This is a genomic window from Lentzea sp. NBC_00516, assembly GCF_036346835.1.
GTDB classification, from domain to species: Bacteria; Actinomycetota; Actinomycetes; order Mycobacteriales; family Pseudonocardiaceae; genus Lentzea; species Lentzea sokolovensis.
Window position 1 is genome coordinate 5,579,876 of sequence record NZ_CP107840.1, and the last position, 16,569, is coordinate 5,596,444.

The window sequence follows — 16,569 nt, forward strand, 5'->3', positions numbered from 1 at the left end:
CCGGCCCTTCTGAAGTGAGGGGAACGTCCTTGAGCCACAAGCACTGGGACGTTCCCCTCACCTCTCACACCCTGAGGACGTGAACCATGTTGCGCTCCAGCCTTCTCTTCGCGGCCCGCAACGCGAGCGCCCGCAAGCTCGTCGAGTCGACGCCGCTGACCCGGCCCGTCGTCGAGCGGTTCGTCGCCGGTGCCGACGTCTCCTCCGCGATCCGCGCGACCGCCGAGGTGCTCGGTGACGGTCGCCTGGTCACGCTGGACCACCTCGGCGAGGACACCTTCGAGGAGTCGCAGGCCAACGACACCGTCGAGGCGTACCTGACGCTGCTGTCACGACTCGAGGCCTCCGGGCTCACCGAGGGCGCCGAGGTGTCGGTCAAGCTGTCCGCCGTCGGTCAGTCGCTGGCGATCGACGGCGAGAAGATCGCGCTGGAGAACGCCCGTCGCATCTGTGCCGCCGCCGCTGTCGTCGGCACGACCGTGACGCTGGACATGGAGGACCACACCACCACGGACTCGACGCTGGGCATCCTGCGCGAGCTGCGAGTGGACTTCCCCTGGGTCGGCGCGGTGCTGCAGGCCTACCTGAAGCGCACCGAGCAGGACTGCCGCGACCTCGCGTACTCCGGTTCGCGCGTGCGGCTGTGCAAGGGCGCCTACCAGGAGCCTGCTTCCGTTGCGTACCAGGACAAGCACGACGTCGACCTGTCGTACGTGCGGTGCCTGAAGGTGCTGATGGAGGGGCAGGGCTACCCGATGGTGGCCTCGCACGACCCGCGCCTGATCGCGATCGCCGCCGACCTGGCGTCCGCGCGCTCGAAGGACACCTACGAGTTCCAGATGCTGTACGGCATCCGGCCCGAGGAGCAGCGTCGCATCGCCGCCGAGGGCAACCGCATGCGCGTCTACGTTCCGTACGGCGACGAGTGGTACGGCTACTTCATGCGCCGCCTCGCGGAGCGTCCGGCCAACGTGGCGTTCTTCGTGCGCTCGCTGCTCACGAAGAGCTGAGCTCCGCGGCCGTTTCGAGGGCGAACCGCAACTTCACCGGCTCACCTGCCTCGCGGAAGACTTCAGCCGCGCGGTGGGTGAGCCGAAGTGCTTTCTCCGTCTCGTACTTCGTCTCCGCGCACAGCCTTCCGTAGATCGTCAGCGCGTCGCCGTAGCCGGCGTGGCTGTCGAGGTCGAGGCCTGCCATGTGCCACAGCACCACGGCCGTGTGCGCGGTGTTGCGCGCCTCTTCTTTCCGTTCCGCACCACGGAGTCTGCACACGTGCTGCTGCAGAGCCGAGAGGTAGACGGTGGGCGCCGTCCTCGCCTTCAGGGCCTGGCAGACACCGACCGCGAACTCGGACATCCGCAACGCGCGGACGTGGTGGTCCGCTTCGGACAGTGCGCGGGCCGTGTTCTGCAGCGGTGGCGCCAGTTTCGCGCCGAAGAACTCGACGAGCTGCGACGGCAGGCGGTGGCAGAGGTCGAGGCACTCGTCGGCCGTGTGCAGCGCCTGCGCGTCCTGCTCGTGCAGGAGCTGCTGCTCGACCAGCATCGCGAGGGCGATCACGAGGCCCGCCTGGTTCCAGACGAGGTCCTCCGCGGCCAGTTCCCGGTACACCTCAACGGCTTCCTCGGCCGCGCCGACGTCGCCCACGACCTTGGCGACGTTGAGCAGTGCGGCGCCCAGGCCCTTGCGATCCCCCGTCTCCCGCCAGAGCATCACGGCCTCGCGGGCGGTGAGCGCGGCGTCGATGTCGTCGGCCAGCTCGCTCAAGGCCTGGCTGCGCTGGGTGAGTGCCTCGGCGAGGTCGGTGCCGAACGTCTCGGGGTTCGCTACGGCGAGGCGGCGGAAGAGGTCGATGGCCTCCTTCAACGCCTCGCTTGCGGCCTCGGCCCTGCCCAGGTCGACGAGCATGGTGCCCGCCGCGACGAGGTTGCGGGCCAGTTCCGGTTCGAAGCGCGGATCTTCCTGGGCGAGCACCCGCCAGTTCGCGATGGAGAGCTGCATCGAGTCGGCCGCGTGCTGCCTGTTGCCCTCGACGTGGAAGCGGCGGGCCATCGCGGCGGCGACCCTGGCGAAGTCGGCGCGGAACAGCGCCGGGTGGTTCTTCGCGAGCTCCTGGAAGAGCAGGGTGGCGCGGCTGATGGCGGTCATCGCGTCCTCGTCGCGGCCGAGCGCCTGGTAGCGGTAGCTGATCTGCTCCAAGGCGGACGCGAGCTGCGGAATGGTCTCCTGGTCGTCTTCCGCGATCTCGCGCCAGAGGTCGATCGCCTCCTCCGAGACGGGCAGCACCTCGTCGTTGCGTTGGGCGTTGATGAGCCGGAGTCCCAGGTCTCCCAACGCGTCCGCGAGCAGCGGCCGGTTCTCCGGGTCCTGCCTCGCGAGCTCGCGGTAGCACTCGACCTCGGCCTGGGAGGCCTCGACGGACTCCTGGCGCAGGCCGCACAGCATCGTGCGGGCGCTGAGCATCCCGTACATCTCGGCGCGTTCGAGGACGTCGTCGGCGCGGTCGATCAGCCGGTGGGTGACGATCGACGGGATCGCGTCCGTGGCGAACCGCTCGTCGCGGAAGACCCGGCGGGCGATGGTCTCCAAGGTGGCGAACGACCCGATCTCCGCGGCGACGCGGAGGCTGTCGCGGGCCATGTCGCGCACGATCTCCGGGTTGCCCGTGACGAGCTCGTCGAGCCTGGGCCTGAGGTTCGGCCAGCGCAGGGCGGCGCGGGCCAGCAGGTCCGGGTCCGGGGTGTCCGGAGTGGCGACCGCGAGGTAGTCCTCGGCGATGCGGCCGGTCTTGCGGCCGTCGTCGCGTTTGAGGAGTTGCCGCACGAGCTGGGTGCGGTTCACGTCGCACGGGTCGCCGTGCACCGCGGTCAGCGCGGCCATGTGCAGGTCGAGGACCGTCTCCCCGGCGATGTTCGGCGGCGGCTCGTCGGGTGCGGTGACGGTGAGGTGCTTGGCGAAGTGCTGGCAGGCCAGCGTGAACGACTCGGCGCGATCGTCCAGCGTCGAGGCCAGTTCGAGGGCGGTGACCTCGTGGTCGAAGTCCGCGATGCGCTGGCGGGTGGAGGACCACCACCAGCCCGTGGTCCTCGCCGCCAGCAGCACCCGCGTGCGCGCCGGCCCGTGCCGGAGCGTGTCCTGCAGCAGCAGGAAGACGTCCTGCCACCGGAGGCGATCGGCGTCGTCGATCACCAGCAGCCTGCCGTGCGCGTCGTCGTCCCAGAGCTCCTCCTGGAAGTGCTGGAGCAGCCTGGTCTTGCCCGCGCCCGCCGGGGCGTGCAGCAGCAGAGACGCCTGCGGCGCGGGGCTGTCGCGCCACAGCGTGAGTGTGCGCAGTTCGGATTCTCTGCCGTGAAAGGGGACCACCTGGTGGGTGGGATCCAGCAATGCGGCGACGCTGAGTGCTCGGTCCACGGCTTCATAGTCGGCCGGTGACCAGGCGAGGGATAGCAAGACCACACCATCGTGGCCTTTTCCCGTTTTTCCTTCACTCCATTGCCTACTGGCTTGGAGAAGCTCCAACAGCTACCCGCGACGGGCCAGGTGGTGACGGTAGCTCTCGTACTCGCCGACGAACTTCGTCCGGATGCGGGCGAACTCCAGCACCTTCGACAGCGCGTCCTTGTGGCCGATGAAGTCGGCGCCAGCGTAGTGCGCGCCGTTCAGGCCACCGATGATCCGGGCCCGCAACGGCATCTGCTTGCGGGCGTACTCCTTGCGGAAGAAGCTGCCCGGAGCCATCCGCTGCTGGATCGCGCTCTTCACGTTCTCCGTGACGTCGCGCTCCGCGATCCAGTCGAACTCGGTGACGTTCTGCTGCAGGCTGCCCCTGAACCGCTGGTTGGAGCGGGGGTCGAACACGTCGATGATCGAGAAGTGGCCGCCGGGCTTGAGGACCCTGGCCACCTCGCGGAAGAACTTCTCGACGTCGGGGTAGTTGTGCGAGCTCTCGACGTTGATGACGAGGTCGAACTCGCCGTCCTCGAAGGGCAGGCTCTCCGCGTCGCCCTCGACGTAGGTGAGCCGGTCGCCGCGCGCGAGGATCGCGTTGGCCCTGCGGATGGCCGCGCCGGAGATGTCGAGGCCGACCGCCTGGGCCGGGTCGACCAGGCGGGTGAGGAAGTTGAGGCCCTCGCCCATGCCGCAGCCGACCTCGAGGACCTTGAGGGTCCTGAAGTCGTTCGTCGTGTACGGCAGCCCGCGCAGGGTCTGGAAGTAGAGCTGCTCCGAGAAGCCGTCGCTCACGCCCGCGTTGAAGTTCGGGCGCAGGCCGTTGAGCTCGTTCAGCAGTTCGGGGCAGTGCATGCCCCAGTTCCAGAAGTCGCCTGTCCGCGACCACGACGCCACGTCGTCGTAGACCGTCGAGACAGCGCCCTTGATCTGGGCCGCGTCGGGGATGCCGGCGTTGAGGTCGCGCAGGCCGGTGGCCGCGTTGCCGTTGGTCATGAGAGCTCTCCCAAGGTGAGCGTTCCTTGGTTTGGCACTGTGGCAGCGCTTCCACTAGGGGATGACCTGTGGTTTGAATGAAAACCTTTCCGGTCTTTGGTTCAGCCTGGACTGAAATTGTCAGACCTGACCTGCACAATCTGGGTGTGCTGGTCGCTCTGGTTGTCGATGCCGACGGTGCCGGGCGGTGGCAGAAGCTGCACGACGACGGGACGCCTTCTGGTCCCGTGATGACAGCTTCGTCGCCGGCCTCCGCCGTCGCGTCGCTGGAGCGCGCCCACAGACCGCGCTGGGTGTGGGCGGACACGTCCGAGATCTACCCCATCTTGCTGGCCGCCGGGGTTCGGGTCGACCGGTGCTGGGACCTGCACCTGACCGAGGCGTTGCTGCTCGGCGTGGAGGGCCGGCATCGCGAGCCGAAGGAACTGCCCGGCGCGTTGGCCAGGGTGCTCGGGCTGCCCGCTCCTGCCGACGTCGGGCCGCCCAAGAAGGACGACGCGCTGACGTTGTTCGGGCCGGAGCCGGTGGCGCTGCCGGGTGACACGGACGAGTTGGCCGCGTTGTCGCTGGTTTTCCGTTCGCAGCAACGGAATCCGGCGCTGGGGCTGCTGATCGCGGCGGAGTCGGCGTCGGCACTGGTGGCGGCGGAGATGACCTACCACGGGTTGCCGTGGCGGGAGGACGTGCACAACCGGTTGCTGGAGGAGGTCCTCGGGCCGCGTCCCGCGCCTGGCCAGCGACCGAAGTTGTTGCAGGACCTGGCGGATCAGATCCAGGAGGCGTTCGGCGGGCGGGAGATGAACCCGGACGCGCCGGCCAGCATCGTGCGGGCGTTCGCGCGGGCGGGCATCGAGGTGCCGTCCGCCCGGCGGTGGGTGTTGAAGAACGTCGACCATCCCGCGGTGAAACCGTTGCTGGACTACAAAGAACGCGCACGGCTGTGGGTGGCGCACGGCTGGTCGTGGCTCGACACGTGGGTCCAGGACGGGCGGTTCCGGCCGGATTACGTCGTGGGTGGAGTCGTCACCGGACGTTGGGCGTCGCGAGGCGGAGCCGCGTTGCAGATTCCGCGGCTGATGCGGCAGGCGGTGATCGCCGACGACGGGTGGTGCCTCGTCGCGGCGGACGCGTCGCAGCTCGAACCGCGGATTCTCGCTGCCCTGTCAGGAGATTCGCGGTTGATCGAGGTCTGCGGGGACGACGACCTCTACGCGTCGCTGGCGGAGGACTCGTTCAAGGGCGAACGGCCACGCGCGAAGATCGCGATGCTGTCGGCGATGTACGGCGGCACCTCTGGCGAGGCCGGGCCGCTGCTCGCCGTGCTGCGCAAGAGGTTTCCGATCGCCGTCGGCTACGTGGAGGACGCCGCGCGCGCCGGCGAGCAGGGCCGCATGGTGCGCACGCGGCTGGGCCGCACGTCACCCACGCCGTCGGCGGCGTGGCAGGAGCTGACCGGGGGCGCCGACGACTCGGGCGAGTCGTCGAGCTCGTCGCGGCAGGCGGCGCGGAACTGGGGCCGGTTCACCCGGAACTTCGTGGTCCAGGGCAGCGCGGCGGACTGGACGGCGGCGTTGCTGGGCGTGCTGCGCAGCCGGTTGCCCGCCGACGCGCACCTGGTGTTCTTCCAGCACGACGAGGTGCTCGTGCACTGCCCGCTCGCCGACGCCGACGCCGTCATCGAGGCGATCGCCGAAGCCGGACGCGAGGCGACGCGACTTCTGTTCGGCGGGACAGCGGTGCGGTTTCCGATGAACGCGGTGCCCGTGACCTGCTACGCGGACGCGAAGTGAGTCCAAACGAGACGCTGCGCAACCTGGCGCGATTGGGGGCGTTAGTCCGAACGGAGGCTTGTTCTTACCCCGTGAGAGCGCTCTCATAAATGGACTGCACCCGTGACAAGGAGGTCACCCGCGCATGAGGCAACGACGCCGCATCCTCGCGGCCACGACAGCTCTTATTGCCGCGGTACCCCTGGCGATCGCCGCCATGTCCGCCAACGCTTCGATCCCACCCCCTGCCGCGGGATGGACGCAGGTGTGGGGTGACGACTTCAACGGTTCCAACGGATCGCTGCCGTCGAGCTCCAACTGGATCATCGACACCGGCCACGGCTACCCCGGCGGACCTGCCAACTGGGGCACCGGCGAGATCCAGAACTACACGAACAGCACGAACAACCTCAAGCTCGACGGCTCCGGCAACCTGCGCATCACCGCCCTGAAGGACGGCGGGGGCAACTGGACGTCGGCGCGCATCGAGACCCAGCGCTCCAACTTCAAACCGGCGGCCGGCGGCAAGCTCGCCATCGAGAGCCGCATCCAGATGCCGAACGTGACCGGTGAAGCCGCTCTGGGCTACTGGCCCGCGTTCTGGACTCTGGGAGCGCCGTACCGCGGCAACTACTGGAACTGGCCGGGCATCGGCGAGTTCGACATCATGGAGAACGTCAACGGCATCAACTCCGTCTGGGGCGTGCTGCACTGCGACGTCGCTCCCGGCGGTGCCTGCGGCGAGTTCACCGGCATCGGCAACTCGCGGGCGTGCCCCGGCTCGTCCTGCCAGTCCGCCTTCCACACCTACCGCTTCGAGTGGGACGCCGCCGCGAAGACGTTCACGTGGTTCGTCGACGGCCAGTCGTTCCACCAGGTGACGCAGGCGCGCGTCGGTGTCAACGTGTGGAACGCGATGACATCGCACGCCGGGCACTTCATCCTGCTCAACCTGGCGATGGGCGGCGCGTTCCCGAACGCGCTGAACAACAACCAGCCGACCCCTGTCGCGGCCACGCAATCCGGGCACTCCATGGTCGTGGACTACGTGGCCGTGTACTCGGCTGGCGGCGGGACCACCACTCCCCCGACGACCACGACCACCACGTCGAACCCCGGCGGTGGGGGTTCCGCGTACAGCGAACTGCAGGCGGAGAACGCCTCGGAACGCTCCGGTGGTTCAGTGGCGCCTGGGGATGGTGGTTCCGGCGTTCACCAGATCGCGAACGGCGGCTACCTGAAGTTCTCTGGCGTGAACTTCGGCTCCGGCCCTGCCCGCCAGTTCCTGGCGCGCGTGGCCTCCGGTGCCGGGGGCGGGGTGAGCGGCCTGGTCGAAGTGCGGCTCGGATCGCGCACGGCAACTCCGGCCGGTTCGTTCGCGGTCGGCAACACCGGTGGATGGGACGCGTGGAGAACGATCCCCGCGAACATCTCGAACATCTCCGGCACGCACGACGTGTACGTGACGTTCACGAGCGGCCAGCCGGCGGCTTATGTGAGCGTGAACTGGGTGAAGTTCGGCCTCTGACCCCCTGAGCGCAGGGGTCGGTTCGTCCGCTAGAATGTCATCCGTACGACACGGATGATTAGCTCAGCGGGAGAGCACTACCTTGACACGGTAGGGGTCACTGGTTCAATCCCAGTATCGTCCACTTCACTCGGGGCGAGTTGTGTTCGCGGAAAGCGCGAACCTGCTCGCTCCGTCGTGTTTTCTGGGGGTGCAACCCCCAGACCCCGCCCGGCGGGCTTCGCCCCCGGACCCCCACCTGTGGTCACGTTGCGCAGTTCGGGGTCACGTCGCGCAGGTCGGGATCACGTTGTTCAGGTCGGTCCTCTTGTGCAGCTGGGACAATGGGCCGGTGTACGCCGAACGTCCTGCTCCCGCGGGTCTGGCCTGCCTCTGGACGCGCACGGTGCCCGCGCCGACCGTGCAGCGGGTGGTGCCGGACGGCTGCACCGACCTGATGTGGGCGCCCGCCACCGGTGCTTTGTTCGTGGCCGGTCCGGACACCTCGGCTCAGCTCGCCGTGGTCGCTCCCGGGACGTTGTACGGCGTGAGGTTGCCGCCAGGAGCGTTTCCGTCGGTGTTCGGGGTGCCCGCGCACGCCGTCCGGGATCTGCGGGTGCCGTTGTCCGAGCTGGTGCCTGCCGCGCGGCTCGAGTCGTTCTCCGAGATGGTGGCGTTCTGCGCTTCGCGGGTGGTCGTGGACCCGGCGGTGGCCGCGACGGCCTCGTTGTTGCGTTCTGTGGACGTGGCTTCGGCGGCGTGGGAGATCGGGCTCAGCTCACGTCAGCTGCGGCGGCGGTGCCTGGACGCGTTCGGGTATCCGCCCAAGGTGTTGCAGCGGGTACTGCGGTTCGACGCGGCGCTGCGCCTGGCCTGGGACGGCGTGCCGTTCTCCGCCGTTGCCTTCGAAGCCGGCTACGCGGACCAGGCCCACCTGGCCCGCGAAGTGCGTGCGTTGGCTGGAGTGTCTTTGGGTCAGCTGATCCGGCCGTAGCGACGCAGGGCGAGCAACGCGTCGACCGTGGCGATGGAACGCCATTCGAAGTCGACGACCGGGGTGAAGGCGGGGAACCCGAAGTTCCAGCCGCCGTCCTCCTGCTGGCCTCGCTCGAGTTCGTCGAGGTCTTCGGTGAGTTCTTTCTCGGTGAACCAACCGCAGGCGAGGCTGGAGGGTTTCTGCGCGTACGTGTGAGGCTCGAGTGCTTCGCCGTCCGCGTAGCCCTCGGTGCTCGGCTGGAGGTGCTTGAGCTTCTCGGCCGCGAGTTCGGCGCGGGACCGGTCCGGCACCTCGTCCAGGAACATCACCGCTGCACGCAGCTCGTACGGGTGGGTGTTCTCGAGCTTCTCGATCTCTTGCCAGCAGTAGTTCGTGGCCTTCTCCAGCCACGGGTGGGTCGTGCCGAGCGCGTGGAGGGCGGCGGCGATCTGGGCGGTCAGGAGGAGTCCTCCCTGGTCGTCGGCGGCGACCCAGGGCGCCTTCGGGTGGTCCTTCGAGGTGGACATGCCGAACGGGACCGAGCCGTCAGGGCAGGTCTCGGTGAGCCAGTGCACGATCGATTCGGCCTGCTCCGGGGCGTTGACCTCGACGAACACCTGAAGAGCGCGCAATGCGTGCAGCGGCTGGCTGGTGGGACCGCGGTGGTCGGGTTCGAGACCGTACCCGTAGCCGCCGTCGTCGTTGCGGTAGGCCAGCACGGCCTGGACGACGTGCTCGGCCTTCCCCCCGTCGAAAGCGTGTTCGAACCAGCGCTGTTCCAGCGTGCGGGCGTTGAGCCAGAGGAAGTTCCTCGCCTGTTCGATCATGCCCCGAACCTATGCCGGTCACGGAGCGCGGTCTTGAACGAATCGGCCATGTGACCTGATCAGCTGATCCGTTCGACTCCGCAGGGAACCGGTCCTATGCGAAAATCCTCTAACAGGGGTGTGGAGTTCTGAGGGGAGCTGGCCAGGATGCTGATGTTCGACGCACTCGTACCGATCAAGAGCGCGGCGATGGGGGCTGCCGCCGGCGCAGCCGCTGGTGCGGCGGCAGGCGCGGGTGGTGCTGGAGTCGCGAAGTTCAGCGTTGAGCCCGACCAGGCCCAGAAAATGATCGACGGGCTCAACCAGGCCCTCACCGAGTTGCAGACGCTGAGGAAGACTGCCGAGCAGCTTCAGTTCAGCGGCGCGCCCGGTCCCGACCCCTACAGCGGCTACGCCACCATCGCGATGCGCACGACCGCTGGTGACAAGCCCGGCGGTTACCTGTGGGCGAACGAACAGGCCCAGAGTGCGCTGGAGCAGACCATCGCGAACATCGAGAAGGCTCTCGCCGACTACCGGGCCACCGACGAAGCGGCGACGTCCGCGTTGAAGGGCTGACACGATCTTGAAGCGCATGACCGCTCTGCTCACCGCTGTCCTCGCGTTCGGCCTGACGGGGTGCACGGGCAACACCACCGGCGGCACTCCCACCACCCCCTCCGACACCGGGGCAGGTCAGACGAGCAGCACACCCACGTCCGAGGAGTCGTCGTCCGGCCTGAGCATCACGGAGTACGTGAGCAAGCCCTGCGACATCCTCAAGCCTGATCAGGTGGCGACGTTCGGATCCGTCAAAGCGGGCACGCCAGGCACTGCTGTGCTCGGACCGTCGTGCAAATGGGACGGCCAGAGCCCGACCAAGAACACGGGTTACGAAGTCACCGTGACCACGGGGAAGGACTTCGAGGCCCAGGTCGCGGGAGTCAAGGACCGTCCTGTCTTCGAAGACAAGAAGATCGACGGTGTAAGGGTCATCACCACCGACGGCACCGACGGCAAGACGTACTGCCTGGCCTCGATCCAGATTTCCAAGACCGATTCGGTCACCCTGCAGATCGCCAGCGCCGCAGCCGAACGTGCGACGAAGAAGCCCTGCCCGGAAGCCGAGCGGGTCGCGCAGCTGATCATCACAAATTTGAAGGGGTAGCGAGATGGCAGGGAACGAGCCGGACATCAGCGGTTTCGCGTTTCTTCCTATCGCGGGTGGCGAAACGATCTACAAGTGGTTCCAGAACGGCAGCGGACCGAACCAGACCACCGCGATCACCGCGGACGCTTGGCACGGACTCTCGACCGGCCACGGAAGCGTCGCCGAGCTTATCGAGAAGGCTGTGCGCGACTCTGGCGCCGCGTGGGAGGGCTCTGCGGGCGACGCAGCGCGTGGTGGAACCTCACCGCTCGCCACCTGGGCGACCGTCACCGGCGACTCCGCGACGCAGGCGGGCAGCAACGCGGACGCTGTCGGCAGCGCCTACTCCAGCGCCGCGAACGCCATGGCCAACCCGCCGACCGTCCCCGACAAGCCGTTCCTGAACGACTACCGGCCGTGGGACACCGACTACGACGTCGCGCTCAAAGAGAACCAAGAGGTCAGCGAGCAGAACGTGCGGGCGTTCAACCAGTACGCCGCGGCCGTCAGCGAGACCGTGAACAACCAGCCGACGTTCATCGCGCCCATGGCCGACGACGCCGGTATCGAACGCGAGAAGGAACCTCCGATCCCGCCGGTCACCCCGCCGAAATACGGTGAGCCGCCTCCCATCGGCAGCAACCCGCCCGGCGGTGGCGGCGACCGGAACGGCTCCGACGACAGCCAACTGTCGTCGTGGAAGCCTCCCGGCTCCAACGACGACACCAGCACCGCGGGCGTCGACGACCGGTTGCCACCTCCCACCGATGACGGCGGGCGCCGCCCGCCGCCCAACATCGGTGTCCCGACCCAGCCGCCGGACGGCGTGTTCAACCCGAACGACCCCCGTCGTCCCGGTGGCCCGCTCGACCCCAACAACCCCCGCAACCGTCCCGGCGGTCCTGGTGGTCCCGGTGGACCCAACGGTCCCGGTGGTCGTGGTCTTGGCGGACCCGGCGGCGGTGGCGGTGGTGCCGGCGGCGGTCGTGGTGGCGGTGGCGGTGGCCTCGGCGGACCCGGTGGTGGCGGCCTCGGTGGTGCTGCGGCGGCCAAGGGCATGGGTGGTCCTGGCGGCATGGGCAGCGGCTTCGGTGGCGCGTCCGGTGTTGCCGGTGACGGTCGTGGTGGCGCCGGTGGCTTCGGGCCGTCCGGTGCCGGTGCGGCGGGTGCCGGTGGCCGTGGTGCGGCGGGTGCGGGTGCCGGAGGTATGGGCGCCGGTGGCGGTCGCGGTGACGGCGAGGAGGACAAGGAGCACAAGTCCGCGTCCTACCTGCAGGAGACCGAGGACATCTTCGGCGACGGAACGATGGTTGCTCCGCCGGTCATCGGCGGATAAGGGGGAATCGTGCTGCGGAGCAGGGTCGCAATCCCTGTCACGGCGCTCTATCAGGCGTGGCAGGCCGCGGGCCTGCCGACGATGCACCGTGCGCTGATCGCTCAGGTCGACTTCGACGAGGATCTCCTCGAGTCGGGTGACGTGAGCGAGCTCGAACGGTTGCAGCGGTCGGCGTGGGCGCAGCTCGAGCAGTACGGGCTCGCGCGCGGTGGTCAGATCCACCCGGATCTGACGAACGCGCTGCGGCTCGTGGTCGAGGCCGGCGTGGAGTACTGGGCGTTCTTCAGCTTGAAGGACGGTCCGCAGCAGAGCGTGCTGGTCGTGTCGAACGGCCAGGACGCGCTGCGGATCGTGCTCACGCAGGATCAGCAGTTCGTGCTCGAACCGGTGCGTGCGGACGAGGCACCGCAGGCGTTGGTCGGCGCGTTGCCGCCCACGCCGGCGGGCAGGGGCAACCCGATCACGCTGCCCGAGGAGGCGCTGCAGCAGAAGCCGCGGCAGTCCTACGAGGACACCGGGTCGTTCATGCAGCAGAGCAGGCCGACGAGCACGCCGAACGACCAACTGGTCGCGCAGCTCAACGAGATCATGAGCCAGCCGCGCACGGGTGGCGGTCAGGTGTTCTCGGCCAAGCGCGACCACCTCGGTCGCAAGCAGCGCTGCGTCAACCCGCTCACGTACATCGACACTCCGAGTGGGCGGTACCTCGCGGCCAAGAGCGACGGCTGGCTGCGGGTGCAGCCGGCCGACTTCGGCACGCTGGCGCGAATGACCGCCACCATGCCGTAACAGGCGAAGAAGAACCGCCACGTCGGCCGGGTCGCAGCTGCGGCCCGGCCGACGTCGTTCAGGAGAACCGCAGCGCGTCCGGCCCCAGGTCGGCCGGGCTGCGGTGACCCGACAGCCCGAGCGTCAGGTCGAAGTCCGCGAGCAGGCTGCGCAGCACGTGCGTCACGCCGACCTGGCCGCCGTGCGCCAGCCCGTAGGCGAACGGCCGCCCGACCATCACGGCCTTCGCGCCCAACGCCAGCGCCTTCACGATGTCCGCACCGGTGCGGATCCCGGAGTCGAACAGCACGTCGACCTGCTCCCCCACCGCCTCGACGATCGACGGCAGCGCGTCCAACGAGCCCACAGCGCCGTCGACCTGACGCCCGCCGTGGTTCGAGACGACGACACCGTCCATTCCGTACTCGACGGCCTTGCGCGCGTCGTCCGCGTGCTGGATTCCTTTCAGGACGATCGGTCCGTCCCAGTGCTCGCGCAGGAACGCCAGCTGGTCCCAAGACTTGTCGGTGCCGGTGAACAGCTGCACCCACCGCAGGATCGCCATCGGCAGGTCCTCCTCCGGCGACTTCTGCAGTCCGGAGCGGAAAACCGGGTCGCTGAACGGAATCGCCGTGCCCACCCCACGCAGGAACGGCAGGTAGGCCTGGTCCAGGTCGTGCGGCCGCCACGCCAACGTCCACGTGTCCAAGGTGACGACCAGCGCCGTGTACCCGGCCTTGCGCGCCCGATCCAGCAACGACGCGCACACGTCGGGGTCGTTCGGCCAGTAGAGCTGGTACCAGCGCGGCCCGTCGCCGGACGCTTCGGCGACCTCCTCGATCGTGTGCGAGGACGCCGTCGACAGCACCATCGGCACGCCGAGTTCGGCCGCCGCCCGCGCGGTCGCCAGCTCACCGTCCGGGTGCAGGATCGACTGCACGCCAACGGGTGCGAGCATCACCGGCGCCGGCAGCTCGGTGCCCAGCACGGTGACGCCGAGGTGCCGTTCGGTCGCGTTGGTCAGCATCCGCGGCACGATCCGCACGCGGTCGAACGCCTCGCGGTTCGCGCGCACGGTGGCGCTCGAGCCCGCGCCTCCCGCCACGTACCAGAACGGGCCCGGTCCCAGCCGGTCGCGCGCGGACTGCTCCAGCGCGTCCGGATCGGTGGTGAACGGCGGCACGGCGCCACCGAGCCCCTGTAGGTAGATCTCGTTCTGGTACCCGGCGAAGGAGGTCATGCCGCCTACTTTGCTACGAAGCGAGCTGCACTAGGAAGAACTCGTTGCCGAAAGGGTCGCTGAACCAGGTGGCCCGATCACCCCACGGCATGGTCTCCGGTGCGCCCTTCACCCGCACCCCCTTCCCCACCATCCCGGCGACGTCACCGTCGACGTCGTCGGTGATGAGCGAGATGCCGCAGCCCGTCGCGAACGACACGTTCGGCGCGTCCGCCAGGGTCAGCGCGAACGCCGTCCGGGCGCCGGGAGGAGCGACGGTCAGCCAGCGCATGCCCGCCTCGTTGCTGTCCTGCCGCTTCTCCCAGCCCAGCACGTCCACGTAGAAGGCCAGGGCCTCGTCGAGATCGCGGACGTTGATGGTGACCGAGTGCACATGAGTGATCATGCGCGGAACGTTAGGCCCGTGCTGCCGCCGGGCGCTTCTTCGAAACTGCTCGACGCGGCCAGCGCGACTCCAGCCAGATGGCGACGGGCGCCGCGGTGACCACTGTGGACGCCGTGCCCGCCACCAGGCCGATCAGGAGCGCGGTGGCGAAGTTGGCCAGTGAGCCGTCGCCCAGCACCAGCAACGCCGCGAGGACGAAGAGCACTCCGATGCCGGTGTTCACGGTTCGTGGCACGGTTTGGACCACCGCGTCGGAGACGACGTCCGGGTACGAGGCCTTCAGGCGGGACCCGCGCAGTTCGCGCAGGCGGTCGAAGACCACGACCGAGTCGTTGACCGAGTAGCCGATCACGGTCAGCAGGGCCGCCAGGAACACGCCGTCCGCGGTCTTGCCCATCCACGCGAAGATGCCGACCAGCACCAGCACGTCGCTGAGCAGTGCGGCGACGGTGGCCACGCCGAGACGCCAGTCGAATCGGATGGCCAGGTAGCCGAGTTGGGCCGCCACCGCGATGGCGAGGCCGATCACGGCGTTGCGGCGCAGTTCGGACGACAGCGACGGGCCGATCAGCTCGTTGCTCGACTGGCGGGCGCCACCGTCGACGGCCGAGGAGACGACCTCGCCGAGGCGGGACGAGGTCGCGTCGTCGATCGGGCCGGTGCGCAGCGAGACCTCGTTGCCCGACGACGAGACGACCACGTCGGAGAAGCCCGCGTCACCCAGAGCGGTGCGCACACGGCCTGAGTCCACAACACCGCCCGCGGTGAAGTCGAGCATGCGGCCGCCGGTGAACTCGACGCCCAGGTTCAGGCCGCGCGCGAAGAGACCGGCGAAGGCCACGAGCACCACGGCACCGGCGCTGATCAGCCACAACGACGGACGCCGGTACAGCACGACGGACAGACGCTGGCGGACCCAGCCCAACGTGTGCAGGCCGCTCAGCCGAGGATGCCGGCCGACGAAACGGGTGCCGAGCGCCCAGACCACCAGGACGCGCGACAGCACCAGGGCGCTGAACATCGACGCCAGCACACCGATGGTCAGCGTCACACCGAAGCCCCGGACCGGGCCGGTGGCCAGCCAGAACAGCAGACCGGCTGCCAGCAACGTCGTCACGTTCGAGTCCGCGATCGCGCTCAACGCGCCGCGGAAGCCGTTCTCGGAGGCGCGGCGGAGATTGGGTTTTCGGGCGTACTCCTCACGAGCTCGTTCGAAGATCAGGACGTTCGCGTCGACCGCCATGCCGATCGCCAGCACGAAGCCGGCCAGACCCGGCAACGTCAGCGTCGCCCCCACCGCCAGCAGCCCGGCGTAGGCGACGCCCGCGTAGCCGACCAGGGCGACCACGGCCAGGAAACCGGCCAGGCGGTAGGCGAACATCAGGAACAACGAGGTCAGCGCGATGCCGATGACCGCGGCCTTGGCGCTGGCCTCGATGGCCTCGGCGCCCAGCGTCGCGCCGACGGTGCGCTGTTCGATGACCTCGACCGGCACCGGCAGCGCGCCGGAACGGATGACCAGGGCCAGTTCCTTGGCCTCCGGCTGGGAGAAACGGCCGGTGACCGTGGTCGCGCCACCTGCCTGACCAGCACCGCAGGGCGTGTCGAGGCTGACCTCCGGTGACGAGATCGGCTTGCCGTCCAGCACGAACGCGATCTGCCTGCCGGGAGTGCCGGACGGCTCGCAGGCCGCCTCACCGGTGACCTTCTGCCAGGTCTTCGCGCCTTCGCCCTGGAACTGGATGTTGACCACGAATCCCGCGCCCTGCGAGTTGCGCGTGGACTGCGCGTCGGAGATGCCCTCGCCGGTCATGACGGTCTGGCCGTTGCGCTGCACGGTGAGCTGCGCGGTCTGGCCGAGGACCTTCACCGCCTCGGCGGGGTCCTGGACGCCGGGCAGTTCGACGACGATGCGGTTCTCGCCGGAACGGGCGATCACCGGTTCGGCGACGCCCAGAGCGTCGACTCGACGGCGCAGAACCTCCAGCGAGCGGTCGGCGGCGTCGGAGTCGCCCTTGGCTTCGAGGACGATCTGGGTTCCACCGCGCAGGTCGAGGCCGAGGCGGGGATCTGTTGTGAGCAAAAGAAAAGCGGATGCGACGAGGACCCCGAGCGCTATGAGACCGCGCACGAGAAGACCCCGGCGCGCGTTGTCGCGCGACATGGGTGAGTGAGCCTTCCGAAGAGGG

At 68.9% G+C, this 16,569-nt stretch carries 14 protein-coding genes and 1 tRNA gene; 9 read left to right on the plus strand and 6 right to left on the minus strand.

The features are described from left to right. Window positions 1–86 precede the first annotated feature (86 nt). Complete coding sequence (locus OG205_RS24695) at window positions 87–1,010, plus strand: proline dehydrogenase family protein (RefSeq protein ID WP_330270462.1); 924 nt, start codon at window positions 87–89, stop codon at window positions 1,008–1,010. Here the strand turns inward: OG205_RS24695 and OG205_RS24700 are convergent. Next, window positions 997–3,411, minus strand: coding sequence for a hypothetical protein (locus OG205_RS24700; RefSeq protein WP_330270463.1), 2,415 nt, complete (start codon window positions 3,409–3,411; stop codon window positions 997–999). The genes OG205_RS24695 and OG205_RS24700 overlap by 14 nt on opposite strands. A 111-nt stretch (window positions 3,412–3,522) precedes the next feature. Next, window positions 3,523–4,443, minus strand: a complete 921-nt coding sequence (locus OG205_RS24705) for a class I SAM-dependent methyltransferase (protein ID WP_330270464.1) — start codon at window positions 4,441–4,443, stop codon at window positions 3,523–3,525. Between the two features lie 146 nt (window positions 4,444–4,589). Between OG205_RS24705 and OG205_RS24710 the strand changes: the two genes are divergently transcribed. The 4 genes from OG205_RS24710 to OG205_RS24725 all read left to right on the plus strand — a co-directional run bounded on the left by OG205_RS24710 (window position 4,590) and on the right by OG205_RS24725 (window position 8,713). Next, window positions 4,590–6,233, plus strand: a complete 1,644-nt coding sequence (locus OG205_RS24710) for a bifunctional 3'-5' exonuclease/DNA polymerase (RefSeq protein ID WP_330270465.1) — start codon at window positions 4,590–4,592, stop codon at window positions 6,231–6,233. 124 nt (window positions 6,234–6,357) lie between these two features. Continuing rightward, a complete protein-coding gene (locus tag OG205_RS24715) occupies window positions 6,358–7,740 on the plus strand; it encodes a carbohydrate-binding protein (RefSeq protein WP_330270466.1) in 1,383 nt (460 codons plus the stop codon). A 52-nt stretch (window positions 7,741–7,792) separates the two neighbouring features. Beyond that, window positions 7,793–7,864, plus strand: a tRNA-Val gene (locus OG205_RS24720). A 207-nt stretch (window positions 7,865–8,071) separates the two neighbouring features. Beyond that, complete coding sequence (locus OG205_RS24725; RefSeq protein WP_330270467.1) at window positions 8,072–8,713, plus strand: helix-turn-helix domain-containing protein; 642 nt, start codon at window positions 8,072–8,074, stop codon at window positions 8,711–8,713. Here OG205_RS24725 and OG205_RS24730 read toward each other — a convergent pair. Further along, the gene (locus OG205_RS24730) at window positions 8,695–9,522 is read right to left on the minus strand and encodes a hypothetical protein (RefSeq protein ID WP_330270468.1); all 828 of its coding nucleotides are present in this window, start codon (window positions 9,520–9,522) and stop codon (window positions 8,695–8,697) included. The genes OG205_RS24725 and OG205_RS24730 overlap by 19 nt on opposite strands. Window positions 9,523–9,669: 147 nt before the next feature. Between OG205_RS24730 and OG205_RS24735 the strand changes: the two genes are divergently transcribed. From OG205_RS24735 to OG205_RS24750, 4 genes are read left to right on the plus strand one after another with little or no spacing between them, the layout of a single operon-like run. Further along, window positions 9,670–10,080 (plus strand): hypothetical protein, encoded by a 411-nt coding sequence (locus OG205_RS24735; RefSeq protein ID WP_330270469.1) that lies wholly within the window; start codon window positions 9,670–9,672, stop codon window positions 10,078–10,080. A gap of 16 nt (window positions 10,081–10,096) precedes the next feature. Continuing rightward, window positions 10,097–10,669: a DUF3558 family protein gene (locus OG205_RS24740; protein ID WP_330270470.1), complete on the plus strand. Its 573-nt coding sequence runs from the start codon at window positions 10,097–10,099 to the stop codon at window positions 10,667–10,669. 4 nt (window positions 10,670–10,673) lie between these two features. Further along, entirely contained in the window at window positions 10,674–11,987 is a 1,314-nt protein-coding gene (locus OG205_RS24745; protein ID WP_330270471.1) for a PPE domain-containing protein, read from the plus strand. Window positions 11,988–11,996: 9 nt separating this feature from the next. After that, window positions 11,997–12,776: an ESX secretion-associated protein EspG gene (locus tag OG205_RS24750; RefSeq protein ID WP_319981813.1), complete on the plus strand. Its 780-nt coding sequence runs from the start codon at window positions 11,997–11,999 to the stop codon at window positions 12,774–12,776. Between the two features lie 58 nt (window positions 12,777–12,834). Here OG205_RS24750 and OG205_RS24755 read toward each other — a convergent pair whose 3' ends face one another. Genes OG205_RS24755 through secD form a run of 3 tightly spaced genes read right to left on the minus strand, consistent with a single transcriptional unit; the run spans window position 12,835 to window position 16,463 of the window. Next, window positions 12,835–13,995 carry a lactate 2-monooxygenase gene (locus OG205_RS24755; protein ID WP_330270472.1) on the minus strand — a complete coding sequence of 387 codons (1,161 nt, stop codon included), beginning with the start codon at window positions 13,993–13,995 and terminating at the stop codon, window positions 12,835–12,837. Between the two features lie 13 nt (window positions 13,996–14,008). Beyond that, window positions 14,009–14,380 carry a VOC family protein gene (locus OG205_RS24760; protein WP_330270473.1) on the minus strand — a complete coding sequence of 124 codons (372 nt, stop codon included), beginning with the start codon at window positions 14,378–14,380 and terminating at the stop codon, window positions 14,009–14,011. Window positions 14,381–14,390: 10 nt separating this feature from the next. After that, window positions 14,391–16,463, minus strand: a complete 2,073-nt coding sequence (gene secD / locus OG205_RS24765) for a protein translocase subunit SecD (RefSeq protein WP_330270474.1) — start codon at window positions 16,461–16,463, stop codon at window positions 14,391–14,393. Window positions 16,464–16,569: the final 106 nt, after the last annotated feature.